Here is a 17,184-nt window from a genome sequence, read left to right on the forward strand (position 1 = left end):
GTACCGCCCGCCAAATGGCCATAAATCCATCAGTTCGTGCGAGGGGCCACTACTGCGATTGACGTAGGGTCAGTCGCGCGCGCCCGTGTGGCCGCCTACGCCCCGGCTACGGGCAGAGCCGCTCGACCCGCCAGCCGCCGGCCTCGGCCAGGTAGCGCAGCCGGTCGTGCAGCCGGTTCTCCCGGCCCTGCCAGAACTCCACGGTCTCCGGCACCACCCGGTAGCCGCCCCAGAACGGCGGCACCGGCACGCCCTCGCCCTCCGGGTAGCGCCGCTCCAGCTCCGCGTAGCGCTGCTCCAGCACCTCCCGGCTGCTCACCGGGCTGGACTGCTCGCTGGCCCAGGCGCCCAGCTGGGAGCCGTGCGGGCGGGTCCGGAAGTAGGCGGCGGTCTCGTCCCGGCCGACCTTCTCGACCCGGCCGGTGACCACCACCTGGCGGGAGAGCGAGATCCACGGGAAGAGCAGCGAGGCCCAGGGATTGACGGCCAGTTCGCTGCCCTTGCGGGAGCCGTAGTTGGTGAAGAACACGAAGCCGCGCCGGTCGTAGCCCTTCAGCAGCACCGTCCGCGAACTCGGCCGGCCCTGCGCGTCGGCGGTGCTCAGCACCATCGCGTTGGCCTCGGTCACCCCGGCCTCCACCGCCTGGTGGAACCACTCGGTGAACTGGGCGACCGGCTCGGCCGTGAGCTGCTTCTCGGCCAGGCCCTCGTGCTGGTAATGCTTGCGCATCACGCTCGGGTCCGGGCTGGGCCGGGCCTCGGTGGGCGTGGCCGGAGGGGTCGGGTGACGATCCGCGGTAGGCACGGCAACATCATCCCGTACGACAAGCGTCGGATACCGCTACGTCCAGGCAAACCCGGGTGGGAGATAAGGTGTCTCGCCACCGCTCCACACCTCGCCACGCAGGGGATTGCCCGGGTTCGTCCGGTACGTCCCGCCACGGTCCGCCACTGTCGCCGGACCTGTGACTGTCCGGGCCGGGGCGGTCTTTCGGGAAACATCACCGTAGTGGTGTCTGGCGCAATGCACTCCGTGCCTGTCAGGCTGACACCGAGTGCCAACACACCATCGGTCACCGGCGTCGCCCGCCCCACCAACGGCGGCCCGCCGGATCGGATCACTGAAGGAGCCGTCATGTCCGACTTCGTACCCGGACTCGAGGGAGTCGTCGCGTTCGAGAGCGAGATCGCCGAACCCGACCGGGAAGGCGGCGCGCTCCGTTACCGCGGCGTGGACATCGACGACCTGGTCGGGCACGTCTCGTTCGGGCACGTCTGGGGCCTGCTGGTGGACGGCAAGTTCAACCCCGGCCTGCCCGCCGCCGAGCCGTTCCCGATCCCGGTGCACTCCGGTGACATCCGGGTCGACGTGCAGTCCGCGCTCGCCATGCTGGCCCCGGTCTGGGGCCTCAAGCCGCTGCTCGACATCTCCGCCGAGGAGGCCCGGGACAACCTGGCCAGGGCGGCCGTGATGGCGCTCTCCTACGTGGCGCAGTCGGCCCGTGGCCAGGGCCGCCCGATGGTCCCGCAGAGCGAGATCGACAAGGCCGAGACCGTGGTCGAGCGGTTCATGATCCGCTGGCGCGGCGAGCCGGACCCGAAGCACGTCAAGGCGATCGACGCGTACTGGACCTCGGCCGCCGAGCACGGCATGAACGCCTCCACCTTCACCGCCCGGGTGATCGCCTCCACCGGTGCCGACGTGGCCGCCGCGCTCTCCGGTGCGGTCGGCGCGATGTCCGGCCCGCTGCACGGCGGCGCCCCGTCCCGGGTGCTCGGCATGATCGAGGAGATCGAGCGGACCGGCGACGCCGCCGCCTACGTCCGCAAGGCCCTCGACAACGGTGAGCGGCTGATGGGCTTCGGCCACCGCGTCTACCGCGCCGAGGACCCGCGCGCCCGCGTGCTGCGCCGCACCGCCAAGGAGCTCGGCGCCCCGCGCTTCGAGATCGCCGAGGCGCTGGAGAAGGCCGCGCTGGAGGAGCTGCACAACCGCCGCCCCGACCGCGTGCTGGCCACCAACGTGGAGTTCTGGGCCGCCATCATGCTGGACTTCGCCGAGGTCCCGGCGCACATGTTCACCTCGATGTTCACCTGCGCCCGGACGGCCGGCTGGTCGGCCCACATCCTGGAGCAGAAGCGCACCGGTCGGCTGGTCCGCCCGGCCGCCCGCTACATCGGCCCGGCCGCGCGCGGGCCGCAGGACATCGAGGGCTTCGAGTCGATCGCGCACTGACGTCGCGTCACTCTTTCGAGCGGGTCCGGGGCAGTCGCCCCGGACCCGCTCGACACCTGCTCTGAGCGGGGAAGATCACATCTCAGCGTGCGGACGGGCGCTGCGAGTTCGGCACCCCGGGCAGTAGGCTGCCGCCGTGGCTAAGATCCAGATCCCCGCTGACATCAAGCCCGCAGACGGCCGTTTCGGCTGCGGCCCGTCCAAGGTGCGCCCCGAGGCACTGAGTGCCCTCGCCGCCACCGGCACCTCGCTGCTGGGTACTTCGCACCGGCAGGCCCCGGTCAAGAACGTGGTCAAGCGCGTCCGCGAGGGCGTCGCCGACCTGTTCTCGCTGCCCGAGGGCTACGAAGTGGTGCTCGGCAACGGTGGCTCCACCGCGTTCTGGGACATCGCGGCCTTCGGGCTGGTGCGCGAGAAGTCCCAGCACCTCAACTTCGGTGAGTTCTCCTCCAAGTTCGCGTCCTCGGTCAAGGCCGCGCCGTGGCTGGGCGAGCCCTCGGTGATCAAGTCGGAGCCGGGCACCCACCCGCTCCCGGTCGCCGAGGCCGGCGTGGACGTCTACGCCCTCACCCACAACGAGACCTCCACCGGTGTCGCGATGCCGATCCGCCGTCCGGCGGGCGGCGACGCGGGCTCGCTGGTGCTGGTCGACGCCACCTCGGGCGCCGGCGGGCTGCCGGTCGACATCACCGAGACCGACGTCTACTACTTCGCGCCGCAGAAGTCCTTCGCCTCCGAGGGTGGCCTCTGGCTCGCGACCTTCTCGCCCGCCGCGCTGGAGCGTGCCGCCGAGATCGCCGCCTCCGGCCGGTACATCCCGCCGTTCTTCGACCTGCCGACCGCGATCGACAACTCCTCGAAGGACCAGACCTACAACACCCCGGCGATCTCCACCCTCTTCCTGCTCGCCGAGCAGCTGGAGTGGCTGAACGGCCAGGGCGGCCTGGACTGGGCCGTGGCGCGGACCGCCGACTCCTCGGCGCGGCTGTACGGCTGGGCCGAGAAGTCCTCCTACGCCCGCCCGTTCGTGGCCAAGGCCGAGGAGCGCTCGCAGGTCGTCGGCACGATCGACTTCGACGACTCGATCGACGCCGCGGAGATCGCCAAGGCGCTGCGCGCCAACGGCATCGTGGACACCGAGCCCTACCGCAAGCTCGGCCGCAACCAGCTCCGGGTCGCGATGTTCCCGGCCGTCGACCCGTCCGACGTCGAGGCCCTCACGGCCTGCATCGACTACGTCGTCGAGCAGCTCTGACGCTCAGCTGTCCGCAGGGCTCAGCCGGTTACGGTCCAGGGGCTCGGGGAACGGCGACGGTTCGTGGCTGGCGGTATCACTGCGAAAGTGCCTGACCACCTACGCACAGATCACCTCTTTCGAGGCCGGCGTCGCAGTTCCCCGAGCCCCTGACTCCGTAGCGGGCTGAGCATCTGCCAAGAAGTCGCGTCGCCCACGCGGCGGAGCCGCACATCAGCAGAGTCCCGAGCCCCTGACTCCGTAGCGGGCTGAGCATCTGCCAGGAAGTCGGCGTCGCCCGCGCGGCGGAGCCGCACATCAGCAGAGTCCCGAGCCCCTGACTCCGTAGCGGGCTGAGCATCTGCCAGGAAGTCGGCGTCGCCCGCGCGGCGGAGCCGCACATCAGCAGAGTCCCGAGCCCCTGACTCCGTAGCGGGCTGAGCATCTGCCAGGAAGTCGGCGTCGCCAACGCGGCGGAGCCGCACATCAGCAGTTCCCCGAGCCCCTGGACCGTAGCCCTGAGCGCCCTGCAAAAAGGCTGGCGGCGCCCGCGGCGCTCAGCGGTGTGTCAGGGCGCTGATGATCACGACGGCCAGCAGCAGCGCCAGTGCGCCGCTCACGATTCGCATTCGGGTCTTGGGGTCCACGGTGAACGAGGTTACCCGCTGGCGCGGTGGGCCTCGTCGGAGGCCCGTTCGGGGCCGTAGAGGCCGGTGAGTTCCTCGGCCAGTTCGTCGTGGGGGACCGCGCGGAGGCGGCCGTCGCCCCGGTACTGCTGGGTACGGAAGGCGGACGGGGCGAGGCCGACCCGGCGGGTGAAGATCCGGGTGAAGTAGGCCGGGTCCTGGTAGCCGACCCGGCGGGCCACCGCGGCGACCGGGAGCTCGCTGGCCGCCAGCAGGGTCTTGGCCTCGTTCAGCCGGACGGTCAGCAGGTACTCCTTGGGGCCTACCGCCCCCACCGAGCGGACGGCGCGGCGCAGTTCGGCCACCGTCAGCCCGGCCCGGCGGGCGTGCTGGGCCACCGAGAGCGGCAGGCAGGCGTCCCGGCGGAGCACTTCGAGCACCGGCTCGCCCGCCAGGTCGAGGTCGGCCCGGTGGCGGCGCAGCTCGACCAGCAGCTCGTGCACCCCGGCCGAGGACTCCAGGTCCACCAGCGGGCCGCCCCGGCGGCAGGCGCCGGCGATCCGGGCCACCACCCGCTCGGCCGGGTCGGCGGTGGTGAGCGGGGTCACGTCCACGGCGGGCAGCAGGCCGAGCTCGGCGTAGCCCGCCGTGCCCGGGCCGGTGAAGTCGACGAAGGACTCCGCCCAGCCGCCCTGGTCCGGTGCGTAGTGGTGCGGCTCCCCGGGGCGCAGCCAGAGCACGGCGGGGGCGGTCACCGGCTGCCGCACGCCGCCCGACCCGGTGAACCAGCCGCGTCCGGTGATCACCACCACGGCGACCCAGTGGTCCAGGGTGCGCGGTCCGACGGTGGGCAGCCGACCGCGCTGCATCCCGACCCCGAGGCAGGCCAGCCCGGTGGCCAGCTGGGCCGGACCAGGCGTCAGGTAGTGCCACCAGCGCTCCACGACGTACCTCCTCCGGACCGACAATCCAACACCCGCCGGGGCTTTGTCCATGGCCCTGACCTGCCGATTGCCGCAGGCTGGGGCCATGCTCACCTACGACTCCAGCGGTTTCCGGCTCGACGGCGGCCCCCTGCGCATCCTGTCCGGTGCCGTGCACTACTTCCGCACCCGCCCCGAGCAGTGGCCCGCCCGGCTGGCCGCGCTGCGGGCGATGGGACTGAACACCGTCGAGACGTACGTCCCGTGGAACCTGCACGAACCCCGCCCCGGTGACTTCCGGCGGCTGGCGGAACTGCCCGCGTTCCTGGACGAGGCCGCCCGGCAGGGCCTGTGGGCGATCGTCCGCCCCGGCCCGTACATCTGCGCCGAGTGGGACAACGGCGGGCTGCCCGGCTGGCTGACCGCGCGGGTGGGCCGCCGGGCCCGGACCTCGGACCCGGAGTACCTGGCCGCCGTGGACGCGTTCTTCGACCGGCTGCTGCCCTCGGTGGTGGAGCGTCAGACCACCCGGGGCGGCAACGTGCTGATGGTCCAGGTGGAGAACGAGTACGGCTCCTACGGCAGCGACCGGGCGTACCTGCGGCACCTGGCGGACGGGCTGCTCCGGCGCGGGGTGGAGGTCCCGCTGTTCACCTCGGACGGTCCGGAGGACCACATGCTCACCGGCGGCACCCTGCCCGGGGTGCTGGCCACGGTGAACTTCGGCTCCGAGCCGGAGGCCGCGTTCGAGACGCTGCGCCGCCACCGGCCGGAGGACGCGCCGTTCTGCATGGAGTACTGGAACGGCTGGTTCGACCACTGGGGCAAGCCGCACCACGCCCGGGACGCGGCCGACGCCGCCGACACGCTGCGCCGGATGCTGGCGGCCGGCGGCTCGGTCAACCTCTACATGGCGCACGGCGGCAGCAACTTCGGCACCGGCGCGGGCGCCAACCACGCCGACCCGCCGTTCAACTCGACGGACTGGGAGGAGTCCCCGTACCAGCCGGTCACCACCTCCTACGACTACGACGCCCCGCTGGACGAGCGGGGCGCGGTGACCGAGAAGTACGAGCTGTTCCGGGCGGTGCTGGCCGAGTTCGCCGCCGAGCACCCCGAGCAGGCCCGCTACCTGGACGACCGGATGCCCGCGCTGCCGGAGCTGCCGCCGGTGCTGGCCGCCCGGTCGGTGCCGCTGACCGGATCGGCGCCGATCCCGTTCGGGCCGGAGACCGAGCACCCGGTGCCGCCCACCTTCGAGGAGCTGGGGATCGAGCACGGGGTGGTCAGCTACCGGTTCCAAGTTCCGGCCGACCGGCCGGAACTGCCGCTGACCGTGGAGGGGTTGCACGACCGAGCGGTGCTGTCGGTGGACGGCAAGCGGGTGGCCGAGCTGGCCCGGGGGGTCGCCGGTGACGCGCTCACCGTCCCCGGCGGGGTGTCGCTGGAGCTGCTGGTGGACTCGCTCGGCCGGGTCAACTACGGCCCCGGCACCGGCGATCGGAAGGGCATCACGGGCGGGGTCCGGCACGAGCGGCAGTACCTGCACGGCTGCCGGACGGCCGTGCTCGACCTGGGGGCGGAGCTGCCGCCGCTCGACCTCGGGACCGAAGGCCCGGTGCGGCGGGGCGAGTTCACGCTGGAGGCGACCGGTGACACCTTCCTGGCGGTGACCGGCGGCCGGCGCGGCCGGATCTGGGTGAACGGCTTCCTGCTCGGCAGCTACGACGGGCGCGGCCCGCAGGTCACCGTGTTCTGCCCGCAGCCGCTGCTCCGGGTCGGCGCGAACGAGCTGGTGGTGCTGGAGCTGGGCGCCGCCACCCCGGTGGCGGTGGAGCTGCGGGAGGCGCCCGACCTGGGCTGACACCCTGTCCGGCGCCCGGCCCGACTAGGGTCGGGGGATGGATTCGGTACTGGTGACCCGGCGGCTGGCGCCCGGTGTGGTGGAACGGCTGGCCCCGTACGTCGAGGTGACCTCGCACGACGAGGAGCGGCCGATGGCGCGGGCCGAGCTGCTCGCGGCGGTGCGCGGCAAGGCCGGGGTGATCACCACGCTGGACGACGTGGTGGACGCCGAGTTCCTGGCGGCGGCCGGGCCCGGGCTGCGGATCGTGGCCAACCATGCGGTCGGCACCCACAACATCGACCACGCCGCCTGCGCCGCCCGGGGCGTGCTGGTCAGCAACACCCCGGGGGTGCTGACCGCCGCCACCGCCGACTTCACCTGGGCGCTGCTGCTCGCCGCCACCCGCCGGCTGGGGGAGGGCGAGCGGCTGCTCCGCTCCGGTGAGCCGTGGGCCTGGGCGCCGACCTTCCTGCTCGGGATGGAGCTGACCGGTGCGCAGCTGGGCATCCTCGGGATGGGCCGGATCGGCCGGGCGGTGGCCCGGCGGGCGGTCGGCTTCGAGATGCCGGTGGCGTACCACAACCGGAACCGGCTGCCGGCGGCGGACGAGGCGGGGGCCGAGTGGCTGCCGCTGGACGACCTGCTGGCCCGCTCGCAGGTGCTGGTGGTGACCTGCCCGCTCAGCGCCGCCACCCGGCACCTGGTGGACCGGGAGCGGCTGGCCCGGCTCCCGGCCGGGGCGGTGGTGGTGAGCGTGGTCGCCGGGGTGGTGAACGAGCAGGATCTGGCCGAATCCCTCGCCTCCGGGCACCTCGCCGCCGCCGCCGTGGACAACTTCGAGCGGGAACCGGCCGTCCCGGCGGCGCTGCTGGCGCAGCCGAACGCGGTGCTGGCCCCGCACCTGGGCAGCGCCACCGTGCAGACCCGGCAGGCGATGGGCGACCTGGCGGTGGCCAACCTGCTCGCGGTGCTGACGGGTGGTCAGCCGCCGACCCTGGTCCGGCCGTAGCGCCGGTCAGTCCGCGGCGCCCGCCCAGCGCATCGCCTCGGCCATCACCTGGAGGGCGCCGAAGTGGGCCGCGCCGGGCTCCAGGTAGAGCTCCGCTCCGGGGATGTGGTCGGCCAGCCAGCGGGAGTGGTCGACCGGGGAGAACTGGTCGTCCGCGCCGTGCCAGAACCGGGTCGGGACGGCGATGTCCTCGACCTTGAAGCCCCAGTCGGTGGTGAAGGCCAGCACGTCGTCGATCCAGCCGTCGGCGCTGTTCCGGAACGCCTGCCGGTAGGTGGAGATCAGCCGCTTCCTGATGCCCGAGTCGGTCACCAATGCCCGGTCGGTGGGCCCGAGTTCGGGCACCAGGCCCTCGATCACGCTGGCCGGGTCGGCCCTGATCCGGCGGGACCTGGCCTGGAACGAGGCGGCGAACCGGTGCTGCCCGCGCTCCACCTCCTGGTACGCGTGCACGTTGGACGCGGTCATCCCGGAGTACCAGTCCAGGCCCTCGGCGTTCCGCGGCGCCAGGCTGACCAGGGCGGCCACCCGGCTGACCCGGTCCGGCAGCAGGGCGGCGCAGGCCAGCGCGTGCGGCCCGCCGCCGGACCGGCCGAGCACCGCGATCTCGTCCAGCCCCAGCGCGTCCGCGATCGCCGCCACGTCGGCCGCCGCCGAGGCCACCCGGCGGCCGGGCAGCCGGGTGGAGTCCCCGTAGCCGGGCCGGTCGAAGGCGATCAGGTGCACCCCGAGCCGGTAGAGCACGGACGTCCGGGGGTAGGGGCCGACCCGGCTGCCGGGGGTGCCGTGCAGGACGAACACCGGCCGCCCGTGCGGATCGCCGAAGGTCTCGACCGCGAGCGAGCGGGAGTCCCCCACCTCGACCAGTTGCAACACCACGTGGCTACCTCCGAGAAGTGGTCCGACCGGGCCTAGAGCGGTGCGTCGGTGGTGCGCACCTCGCGTCGGGCCTGCCAGGTGGTGTGCTCCCGCGAGATGGCGTCCTCGGCGTCCCGGGCCAGCCGGGCCCAGTTCTCCTCGGCGTCCGGGGCGTCCACCGCAAGTTGGGTCAACTGGGTCTCGATCACCGCGAGTTCGGAGGAGGCGATGGAGTAGGCGGCGGCCTGCGGCCGGTACTGGCGGAGCTGGGCCCAGGCGGACACCGAGGCGGCCACCGCGGAGACCGCGCCGAGCGCGTCGAAGGTGAACTCGCCGAGCGCCCGCAGGATCGCCAGCACCAGGCCGGTGAACGGGAGCACCACGCCGAGCAGGTCGGCCCACCGGGTCGCGTTGGTGCAGTACCTGGCCTTGTTCCGGTACCACTCCCGCTGGGTCCTGACCCGCTCCCGCAGGTAGACCTCGCGGCGGACGGTCAGCGGCTGGTCGCGCAACTGCCGCATGGAGTCGGTGATCTGCGGGTGGGTCGGCGGCCGCCCGGCCAGCGGGCCGCGCCAGGACTGCAGCTCGGCCTGCACCCGGCCGAGCTGCGGGATCGCCCGGCTGGTGCCGAACTGGTTGATAACGCCGCCGAGTTGGACGTCGTAGAGCCGCTCGGCGTCCGGCAGGGTCTTCGGCGGCGGCTGGTAGGCGTCGGCCCGGACCGCGTACTTCCAGGACAGCGTCTTGACCGACTCGGCGGCGGCCCGGCCCTCGTACCAGAGGCCCTGCGGGTTCTGCCGTCCGGTGATGGTGGCCAGGCCGACCGTGAGCAGGTAGGCGAGCGCCGCCGACCAGGCCCACAGGCTGCCGTCGGCCGAGCCGGCGAAGGCCGCCAGCACCAGCAGCAGCAGCTCCCAGCGGGACAGCGCGACCGCGCGCCGCTGGCCCTGGAGGGAGGAGGAGTCCGCCGTCCAGAACAGCTCGGGCAGCAGTTCGTCCTCGCGTACCCACCCCATCGAACGCCCGCCACCGGCCGCCACCATCTGGACCCCCGCCCCTCGCCGTCCGCGTCAGCAGGTACCTACTGCCCCCGACGGAGCGGCGGTACGCTCGGTGTCCGGCCAGTATGCGTGGCAACTGGCCATGATCGCCGGGGAACTGACGATCGGTCCGGTCGGCCGGCGGGCGCCGGGGTCAGAACGCGTAGTAGATCCGTTCGGCGTTGTCCGCCATCACCTTGACGTTCCACTCGGTGCCACCGTCGACGTTCCCGGAGCGGAACAGCGGGGGAGTGATGCCCCGGTCGGCCAGCCGGCCGACCGCGGCGGCCACCACGGCCTGCATCAGCGCGCTGGTGACGATGGTGGAGACCGAGCCGAACGAGGTCCCGGCCGCGGGGTGGCTCAGCTCGCCGTCGCCGACCGCGATCTTGCTGTCCAGCACCACGTCGCAGTGGTCCTTGAGGTACGTCCCGGAGGAGTGCTGGGAGCTGACCTCGCCCGGGTACGCCAGCGAGGTGACGCCGATCACGGTCAGACCACGGGCCCGGGCGTGCTGGGCCAGCTCGACCGGCATGGTCTGGCGGCCGGAGAGCGAGATCACGAACAGCAGGTCGCCCGCGCTCGCGGGGGTGAGGTCCAGGGTGGTGGTGGCCAGCCCGGAGACCCGCTCCAGGGCGCTGCCGAGCGGCGCGGGCATCACGTTCACCCCTGTCATGCCGGGCACGTTCAGCAGGTTGATCACCACCAGGCCACCGGCCCGGTAGACCACGTCCTGGGCGGCCAGCGAGGAGTGCCCGGCGCCGAAGGTGAAGATCCGTCGGCCGTCCGCGACCGCCTCGGCCAGCAGCTCGGCCGCCCGTTCGATCGAGCCGGCCTCCTCGGTCCTGATCCGGTGCAGGTGCTCCACGGCGGCGTCGAAGTACTGCCCGACCAGGTCGCTCATCAGATCTCCGTACCGTGGGGGCGGTCCGGTGGTCCAGACCGCAGCTGTGGGAGAAAGCTACGGCCAGCACCGTGCGGCCTCGGGGGCACCGCTGTCAACAGTGACGAAAAAGCTCCCGAGCTGACGGAAAGCCCGGGGAAGAAGAGGTCGGGGGCCACCGGTTGCTTCCCCCGTACGTCAGAATTGGCGGTGAGGATACCGAGGAACGGAGCCAGCGGCGATGTCTGGGCTGATCGACACCACAGAGATGTACCTCCGCACCATTCTGGAGCTGGAGGAGGAGGGCATCGTCCCGATGCGTGCCCGGATCGCGGAACGGCTCGAACAGAGTGGCCCCACGGTCAGCCAGACGGTTGGCCGGATGGAGCGGGACGGCCTGCTCCAGGTGGCCGGTGACCGGCACCTGGAGCTGACCGAGGAGGGCAGGCGGCTCGCCGTCCGGGTGATGCGCAAGCACCGGATCGCGGAGTGCCTGCTGGTCGACGTGATCGGCCTGGAGTGGGAGCAGGTGCACGAGGAGGCCTGTCGCTGGGAGCACGTGATGAGCGAGACGGTCGAGCGCAAGGTGCTCGCGATGCTCGGTCACCCGACCCAGTCCCCGTACGGCAACCCGATCCCCGGCCTGGAGGAGCTCGGCGACACCCGGGCCGAGGGCGAGGGCTTCGACGCCGCGCTGACCACGCTGGACTCGGTGCGGGTCGGTACGGACGGGGTCAACGTGGTGGTCCGCCGGATCGGCGAGCCGATCCAGACCGACGAGGGCCTGATGCTCACGTTGCGTCGGGCCGGCATCCGCCCTGGCCACACCGTCCGGGTCGGCGCGGGGGTGGACGGCGGCGTGCTGGTCGGCTCCGGCGAGAGCGCGGCCGAGCTCCCGAAGGACATCGCCGCGCACCTGTTCGTGGCCGAGGTCCAGTAGCCCCGGCAGTGGTGTGGCGGAGCCCGGTGCCTCCCCTGGCACCGGGCTCCGTCGTCCCCCACCGATCCCCCTCCGGTCCCCCGCCTTCCCCCGAGAGCCCCCCCCCGATCCGCCTCACTCGGCTTCCCCGTCCGAGCGCCCCTCCTGCGGCCCCTCTCGGAGCAATTCCTCCCCTCGGCAGATCTTGGCAATCCTTGAGCGCTGTCACTCGTACGAGCGGCTTCCACCCCCGCCGACCGGGTACGTCGGTGTCTTATCCGGGCAAACGTGTGACGGGCCCCGACTCCGGTGGGAGCCAGGGCCCGTCAGTCGCGCGCGTGGTCCCGCGCGGTGCGCGCCCTCACCCGATAGGCGTAGGACGGCAGTTCGAAGGGGCGGCTGAGCCGCCGTCAACTCCCCGGTCCGGGCTCAGTGCACGCCGGCCGGCTGGTTCGCCGGCGGCCGCAGCGGCGGGGCCTCCCGGCCGCAGGCGTACGCCAGCGGGCTGATCAGGTCCTCGGCGTCCGGCAGCCAGCGGTTCAGCTCGGACGGCGGCCTGGCCCACCGGGTCGGGCCGAACTGGCCGACCCGGGAGGGCGGTGCGACGATCCAGTCGCCCTCGCCGCGCGCCACCAGGTCCAGCCGGCCAGGGCCCCAGCCGAGCCGGCGGAGCATCTCCGGCAGCTTGGCCACCACCCCGGGCAGCACCAGGAAGAGCAGCCGGCGCCCGGACTGGCCGGCCGAGGCGGGGGCCGCCACCACCGGGCCGAGCTGGAGGTTCAGCCGCTCCATCCGGGCCAGCGCCAGGCAGCCCGCCACCTCCGGGACGTCCAGCACGTCGAAGAACCGGCCGGTGGGCAGCAGGATCGACGCCGCCGGGTGCTCCGACCACCAGCGGCGGACCACGCCGGGACCGGCGCTGGCCTTGCCGCGCCACTCCGGGTGGGTGGGGTGCGCGCCGGGCAGCGGGCAGCGCTGCTCGCCGCAGGAGCAGCGGGCCGGGCCGTCGTCGTCGAGCAGCCAAGTCCCGGGAGCGACCTCCCAGTGACGGTCCTCGACGTAGCTGAGGGCCGCGCTGAGCGGCTTGGGCAGGCCCGACTCGGGGGCTTCCGGGGTGTCTTCCACGTGCTGCTCAACTACCGTCCGTGAGTGGGGTTACGGTCCGTGGCCCGGCGGGTTCCGGCCGGCGGGCTCTGTCACCCGTACCGGTGACGGCGGCCGGCGGCGGAGGGCAACTGCCGGACGGGTTCCGGGGCGTCGGGGGCGGGTAGAAGACGGAGGAGCCCAGACGGCGTAACAGGGGGCGCACAGGGGCATTTGGCAGGGCGCGTGGGGGGTGGGCCCGTCACCGTGGGTATCCCGCTGGTGTTGCTGATCGCTAACCTGAAGTCAGATGTCCCAACCGGTCGGCACGTCGGCAGTTCGAGCAGCAAATCGTCGCCCGCCGGTCAGGGCCGGGGGCGTGGGGAGGCGAAGCCCATGGCCGCAAGAGCACTCGTCGCACGGCAGCCCAACGAGCGTCTGCAGCAGCTGATCCAGGAGGCGAGCTGCTCCAACGCGGGCCTCGCCCGCCGGGTGAATCTCTGTGGCGCCGAGCACGGCCTCGACCTGCGCTATGACAAGACCTCGGTGGCCCGCTGGCTACGCGGCCAACAGCCGCGCGGCCAGGCCCCGGCGGTGATCGCCGAGGCGCTCGGCCGCAAACTCGGCCGTGGTGTCACGGTGGACGAGATCGGCATGGCGGACGGCAAGAACCTCAGCTCGGGGGTCGGCCTGCAGTTCGCCGCCACCCTCAGCGGCGCGCTGGACCAGGTCTGCGAGCTGTGGCGCAGTGACGTCGGCCGCCGGGAGTTCCTGTCCGGCGCCACGGTGGCGGCCTCCGCGCTGGTCGAGCCCAGCCGGGACTGGCTGATCACCCCGCCGGATCCGGTGGTGGCCCGCACCGGCGGCCCCCGGGTCGGCCTGGCGGACGTGGCGGCGATCCGCGCCACCACCCAGATGCTGGTCGACCTGGACCACCGGTTCGGCAGCGGGCACGTCCGCCCCGTGGTGGTGCACTACCTGAACAGCGTGGTCTCCGGTCTGCTCAGCGGTGCGTACCGGGAGGAGACCGGCCGTCAACTCTTCGGCGCGGTGGCCCGGCTGACCGAGCTGGCGGGCTACATGGCGGTGGACACCGGCCAGCCCGGCCTGGCCCAGCGCTACTACATCCAGGCGCTCCGGCTGGCCCAGGCCGCCGACGACCGGGGCTACGGCGGCTACGTGCTGGCCGCCTCGATGAGCCACCTGGCGGCCGCGCTGGGCAATCCGCGCGAGATCGCCCAACTCGCCCGCGCCGCCCAGGAGGGCGCCCGCTCGGTGGCCACCCCGACGGCGATGGCGATGTTCTACGCCGCCGAGGCCCGGGGCCACGCCCTGCTCGGCGACGTCCGGTCCTGCGAGGCGGTGGCCGCCAAGGCGCTGGCCGCGATGGAGCAGCGCAACCCGGAGGACGACCCGGACTGGATCGTGCACTTCGACGAGGCGTACCTGGCCGACGAGTTGGCGCACTGCCACCGGGATCTGGAGCAGGCCGTACAGGCCGAGAAGTACGCCCGCACCGCGCTCGAACTCCACCCGCCGACCAGGGTCCGCCGCCGCGCGGTGGACTTGGTGCTGCTGGCCACCGCCCAGCTCCAGCTGCGCGACCTGGAGCGGGCCTGCGAGACCGGCACCCAGGCGGTCCGGCTGCTGAGCGGGCTGCGGTCCAACCGGGGCGTGGAGTACCTGGACGAGTTCCGCCGCCGGCTGGAGCCGTACCGCAGCCACCGGGCGGTGCGGGAGTTCCAGGCCCGGATGGAGTTGGAGGCCGCGTGACGGACTTCCAGGGCGCGTAGTCACCTTCGGGAACGAAGGGGTAGGTTGGGCGTGATAGTCGGCGTCCCCTGCGTGGTAGAGGCAGCGAGCGCGCGGAAGAACCGAGGAAGGCCCCCGCGGTGCGGTCGTGGGCCGTGCACAGGTGAGGAATCGCGTTGAGCCAGCGCCGCTCGTACTCCCACTCCAACTCAGGTGACTTCAACCTGGACGACCTCTTCAGACCGGAGCCGGATGCCAACGCGCAGCCGCCGGTCCAGCAGGGGGTGCCGACCGAGCAGTTCCAGGGCGGTGGTCCGGAGTACCTGGGCGGTCAGGCGTACCCCGGGGGCCCAGGCGTGCCGCAGCAGCAGGCGGCCCCCGAGGCCGCGCCGGCCACCCAGTTCCTGCCGCCGTACCCGACCAGCGATCCGACGGGTGGTCAGCAGCCCGGCTACGGGCAGCCGCCGCAGTCCATGGGTGGTCAGCAGTCCTTCGGCGGCCAGTCGTTCGGGGACCAGCAGCAGTCGTACGGCGGTCAGGGCTTCGGCGGTCAGCAGCCCTCCTACGGGGGGCAGCAGTTCCCGCCCGCGCCCCCGGCGTACCCCGCCCCGATGTCCTCCGCCCCGGAGCCCCGGCGGGCCAACAACCGGCTGATCATCGGCGGTGTGGTGGCGGGGTGCGCGGCGGCGGGCATCCTGGTCGCGGTGCTGCTCAGCGGTGGCGGGGAGACGCCCGACAAGGGCGCCGCCCCGGTGGCCAAGTCCCCCTCGGCCGGGTCGGCCGCCGCCGGCGCCGGTACGGCGGGCACGATCAGCCCGGAGGCCAAGGCCCAGGCCCAGGCGCTCTCCACCGTGCTCGGCACCGCGAACGCGACCCGGCAGAGCGTGGGGAGCGCGGTCCAGGCCGTGGGCAAGTGCGAGAAGCTGCCCGAGTCCCAGCAGGCCCTCACCGACGCGGCGGCCCAGCGCGACCAGCTGCTCGGCAGCCTGGCGGCGCTGAAGACCGACCAGCTGACCGGCGGCCCCCAGCTGGCCGAGCAACTCAAGAAGGCGTGGGAGGCCTCGGCCAAGGCCGACCGTGAGTACGCGCTCTGGGCGGCCGACTCGGTCGCGGCCTGCGACCCGGCGAAGAAGGACAACCCGCACTACAAGCTCGGCAACACCGCCAGCGGCGATGCCACCGTGGCCAAGAAGCAGGCCAGCACCCTGTGGAACGCGATCGCCGCCCAGGCCGGCCTGCCGACCAAGGCCGACACCGACCTCTGAGTCCGTCGGAGCCCCTGAACGGCCGTCAGGCCCGGCCCCCCACGGGGGAGCCGGGCCTGCGCCGTCCCCGGCTCAGCCCGCCAAGACCTTCCGGACGTCGACGAAACCCGCCCGCTGCTCGACCAGCCGGCCGCCCTGCACCCGCTGGAAGGTCACCGCGGTGTTCACCAGCCGGGGCGAGTCCGCGCTGGGCAGCATGTTGGTGAGGCCCCAGCTCAGCGGGGGAGTGGCGCCGGCGGTCTCGATCGGCTCGCCGCCGTCCAGCACGCCGCGGAGCGCCTTGGTGGTGATCTGCTTGCCGTTCCCGGCCCGCTCCACCGCCTGCCGGAACACCTCGTACGCGACCCAGGTGGTCTGCACCCCGGGGTCCGAGACGTCGATCGGGACCCCGCCGCCGTGCAGCCGCACGGTGGACCGCAGCACGTCCCAGACCTGGGAACTCTCCGGCGGGTACCAGCCGGTGGCCAGCGCGCCGCTGAGCGGGCCCGCGTCGCCGCCGGTGGCGTCGACCACCGACTGCTGGAAGCTGCCGATCACCGAGGCGAGCTGGGTCCGCCGGGGCTGCAGCCGCCGGTACGGGTCCAGCAGGTTGGCGGTCGGCTCGAAGCCGAGCGCCACGATCACGCAGCTGCCGGCCCGGTCGTCGCCGATCGCCTTCTTGGCGATCTCGGTGTAGTCGTTCGACCGCTCGGGCGCCTTGACGTCCTTGAGCGTGATCCCGGCGGGCTTCAGCGCCCCGGCCAGGAAGCCGAGCAGGGTGTCACCGGCCCGGGTGTCCGGCCGGACCACCGCGACGCTCTTGCAGCCGGCCTCGACCAGCTGCTGCCCGCTGCCCGCGATCAGCGCGGGGGTGCCGCCGGAGACCGGGTAGGAGAACGGGCTGCTGAACTCGGGGGTGGAGAGGCCGTAGCCGCCGACGTAGGGGATGCCGGCCGCCTCCAGGGTGGGCATGAACGCATCGCCGTACTGGCTGTATGAGCCGACCACGGCGAGCGCGTGCGCGGCGACCGCCTGCCGGGCGCACTCGGTGGCCCCCTCGGCGGTGTTGTGCTCGTTGCAGGTGAGCACCTTGACCCGGTGGCCGGCCAGCCCGCCCCCGGCGTTCAGCTCGTGGCCGACCGCCCCGGCCAGCGCGGTCATCCCGGGCCGGTCGGCGGAGCCGGTGCCGGACGGCGCCCAGGTCATCACGGTGATCTCGTCCGGCGGGGCCGCGTCGGCGGGCCCCCCGCAGGCGGACAGCAGGGCGGGGAGCAGCAGCGCGGCGGCCACCGCTCCGGCGGTGCGGCGGCATCGGCCGGTCCGGCCGGGAGTGCCGGTCGGCTCTGGGTGCTCGGGCGATCCGCTCCGCCTCATGATGGGGTGCCCCTCCTGGGATCGAACTGCTCCGGCCTGGTCGGCCAGGGTCAGCCTTGACCTGGCGGAGTGCGCCGAGAGGGACGAAAAGCGAACGACGGGCCAACGGGGGTGGAACTCCGGGTGGGATGACCGAATGACGCGAGTAGAACGTGTG

The 17,184-nt window shown here is 73.2% G+C and carries 14 protein-coding genes; 7 read left to right on the plus strand and 7 right to left on the minus strand.

Annotated elements, in window-relative coordinates; all coding sequences use genetic code 11:
* Window positions 1–106: 106 nt before the first annotated feature.
* Window positions 107–805 carry a pyridoxamine 5'-phosphate oxidase gene (gene pdxH / locus OHV05_RS19810; RefSeq protein ID WP_405018865.1) on the minus strand — a complete coding sequence of 233 codons (699 nt, stop codon included), beginning with the start codon at window positions 803–805 and terminating at the stop codon, window positions 107–109.
* A 330-nt stretch (window positions 806–1,135) separates the two neighbouring features.
* Between pdxH and OHV05_RS19815 the strand changes: the two genes are divergently transcribed.
* Window positions 1,136–2,236: a citrate synthase 2 gene (locus OHV05_RS19815; RefSeq protein WP_405018866.1), complete on the plus strand. Its 1,101-nt coding sequence runs from the start codon at window positions 1,136–1,138 to the stop codon at window positions 2,234–2,236.
* Between the two features lie 136 nt (window positions 2,237–2,372).
* Window positions 2,373–3,491, plus strand: a complete 1,119-nt coding sequence (serC, locus tag OHV05_RS19820) for a phosphoserine transaminase (RefSeq protein WP_405018867.1) — start codon at window positions 2,373–2,375, stop codon at window positions 3,489–3,491.
* A 637-nt stretch (window positions 3,492–4,128) separates the two neighbouring features.
* On the opposite strand, the gene OHV05_RS19825 is transcribed toward serC, so the two are convergent.
* Window positions 4,129–5,040, minus strand: a complete 912-nt coding sequence (locus tag OHV05_RS19825) for an AraC family transcriptional regulator (protein WP_403037224.1) — start codon at window positions 5,038–5,040, stop codon at window positions 4,129–4,131.
* Between the two features lie 85 nt (window positions 5,041–5,125).
* Here OHV05_RS19825 and OHV05_RS19830 point away from each other — a divergent pair, with 85 nt between their 5' ends.
* Window positions 5,126–6,883: a glycoside hydrolase family 35 protein gene (locus tag OHV05_RS19830; RefSeq protein ID WP_405018868.1), complete on the plus strand. Its 1,758-nt coding sequence runs from the start codon at window positions 5,126–5,128 to the stop codon at window positions 6,881–6,883.
* Window positions 6,884–6,920: 37 nt separating this feature from the next.
* Window positions 6,921–7,874 (plus strand): 2-hydroxyacid dehydrogenase, encoded by a 954-nt coding sequence (locus OHV05_RS19835; protein WP_403037229.1) that lies wholly within the window; start codon window positions 6,921–6,923, stop codon window positions 7,872–7,874.
* Window positions 7,875–7,880: 6 nt separating this feature from the next.
* On the opposite strand, the gene OHV05_RS19840 is transcribed toward OHV05_RS19835, so the two are convergent.
* The 3 genes from OHV05_RS19840 to OHV05_RS19850 form a co-directional block, all read right to left on the minus strand.
* On the minus strand, window positions 7,881–8,753 hold the full coding sequence (locus tag OHV05_RS19840) for an alpha/beta fold hydrolase (protein WP_405018869.1): 873 nt from the start codon (window positions 8,751–8,753) through the stop codon (window positions 7,881–7,883).
* Window positions 8,754–8,785: 32 nt separating this feature from the next.
* A complete protein-coding gene (locus tag OHV05_RS19845) occupies window positions 8,786–9,748 on the minus strand; it encodes a DUF4231 domain-containing protein (RefSeq protein ID WP_405018870.1) in 963 nt (320 codons plus the stop codon).
* Between the two features lie 178 nt (window positions 9,749–9,926).
* A complete protein-coding gene (locus OHV05_RS19850) occupies window positions 9,927–10,676 on the minus strand; it encodes a sugar isomerase domain-containing protein (protein WP_405018871.1) in 750 nt (249 codons plus the stop codon).
* Window positions 10,677–10,896: 220 nt separating this feature from the next.
* Here OHV05_RS19850 and OHV05_RS19855 point away from each other — a divergent pair, with 220 nt between their 5' ends.
* Window positions 10,897–11,595 (plus strand): metal-dependent transcriptional regulator, encoded by a 699-nt coding sequence (locus OHV05_RS19855; protein WP_403037238.1) that lies wholly within the window; start codon window positions 10,897–10,899, stop codon window positions 11,593–11,595.
* Between the two features lie 408 nt (window positions 11,596–12,003).
* Here OHV05_RS19855 and OHV05_RS19860 read toward each other — a convergent pair whose 3' ends face one another.
* Window positions 12,004–12,699 (minus strand): bifunctional DNA primase/polymerase, encoded by a 696-nt coding sequence (locus OHV05_RS19860; protein WP_405018872.1) that lies wholly within the window; start codon window positions 12,697–12,699, stop codon window positions 12,004–12,006.
* A gap of 354 nt (window positions 12,700–13,053) precedes the next feature.
* Between OHV05_RS19860 and OHV05_RS19865 the strand changes: the two genes are divergently transcribed.
* A complete protein-coding gene (locus tag OHV05_RS19865; RefSeq protein WP_403037243.1) occupies window positions 13,054–14,430 on the plus strand; it encodes a transcriptional regulator in 1,377 nt (458 codons plus the stop codon).
* Window positions 14,431–14,585: 155 nt separating this feature from the next.
* A complete protein-coding gene (locus tag OHV05_RS19870) occupies window positions 14,586–15,674 on the plus strand; it encodes a hypothetical protein (protein ID WP_405018873.1) in 1,089 nt (362 codons plus the stop codon).
* A gap of 72 nt (window positions 15,675–15,746) precedes the next feature.
* Here OHV05_RS19870 and OHV05_RS19875 read toward each other — a convergent pair whose 3' ends face one another.
* Window positions 15,747–17,027, minus strand: a complete 1,281-nt coding sequence (locus tag OHV05_RS19875; RefSeq protein ID WP_405018874.1) for an ABC transporter substrate-binding protein — start codon at window positions 17,025–17,027, stop codon at window positions 15,747–15,749.
* Between the last annotated feature and the right edge of the window lie 157 nt (window positions 17,028–17,184).

Origin of the sequence: Kitasatospora sp. NBC_00070, assembly GCF_045041205.1 — a bacterium.
Classification (GTDB): domain Bacteria; phylum Actinomycetota; class Actinomycetes; order Streptomycetales; family Streptomycetaceae; genus Kitasatospora.

Excerpts from the sequence above, each read along its gene's own strand:
- OHV05_RS19835 (WP_403037229.1), top strand. The coding sequence starts at position 6,921 with ATGGATTCGGTACTGGTGACCCGGCGGCTGGCGCCCGGTGTGGTGGAA.
- OHV05_RS19815 (WP_405018866.1), top strand. The coding sequence starts at position 1,136 with ATGTCCGACTTCGTACCCGGACTCGAGGGAGTCGTCGCGTTCGAGAGC.
- OHV05_RS19865 (WP_403037243.1), top strand. The coding sequence starts at position 13,054 with ATGGCCGCAAGAGCACTCGTCGCACGGCAGCCCAACGAGCGTCTGCAG.
- OHV05_RS19855 (WP_403037238.1), top strand. The coding sequence starts at position 10,897 with ATGTCTGGGCTGATCGACACCACAGAGATGTACCTCCGCACCATTCTG.
- OHV05_RS19850 (WP_405018871.1), bottom strand. The coding sequence starts at position 10,676 with ATGAGCGACCTGGTCGGGCAGTACTTCGACGCCGCCGTGGAGCACCTG.
- OHV05_RS19875 (WP_405018874.1), bottom strand. The coding sequence starts at position 17,027 with ATGAGGCGGAGCGGATCGCCCGAGCACCCAGAGCCGACCGGCACTCCC.
- OHV05_RS19845 (WP_405018870.1), bottom strand. The coding sequence starts at position 9,748 with ATGGGGTGGGTACGCGAGGACGAACTGCTGCCCGAGCTGTTCTGGACG.
- OHV05_RS19830 (WP_405018868.1), top strand. The coding sequence starts at position 5,126 with ATGCTCACCTACGACTCCAGCGGTTTCCGGCTCGACGGCGGCCCCCTG.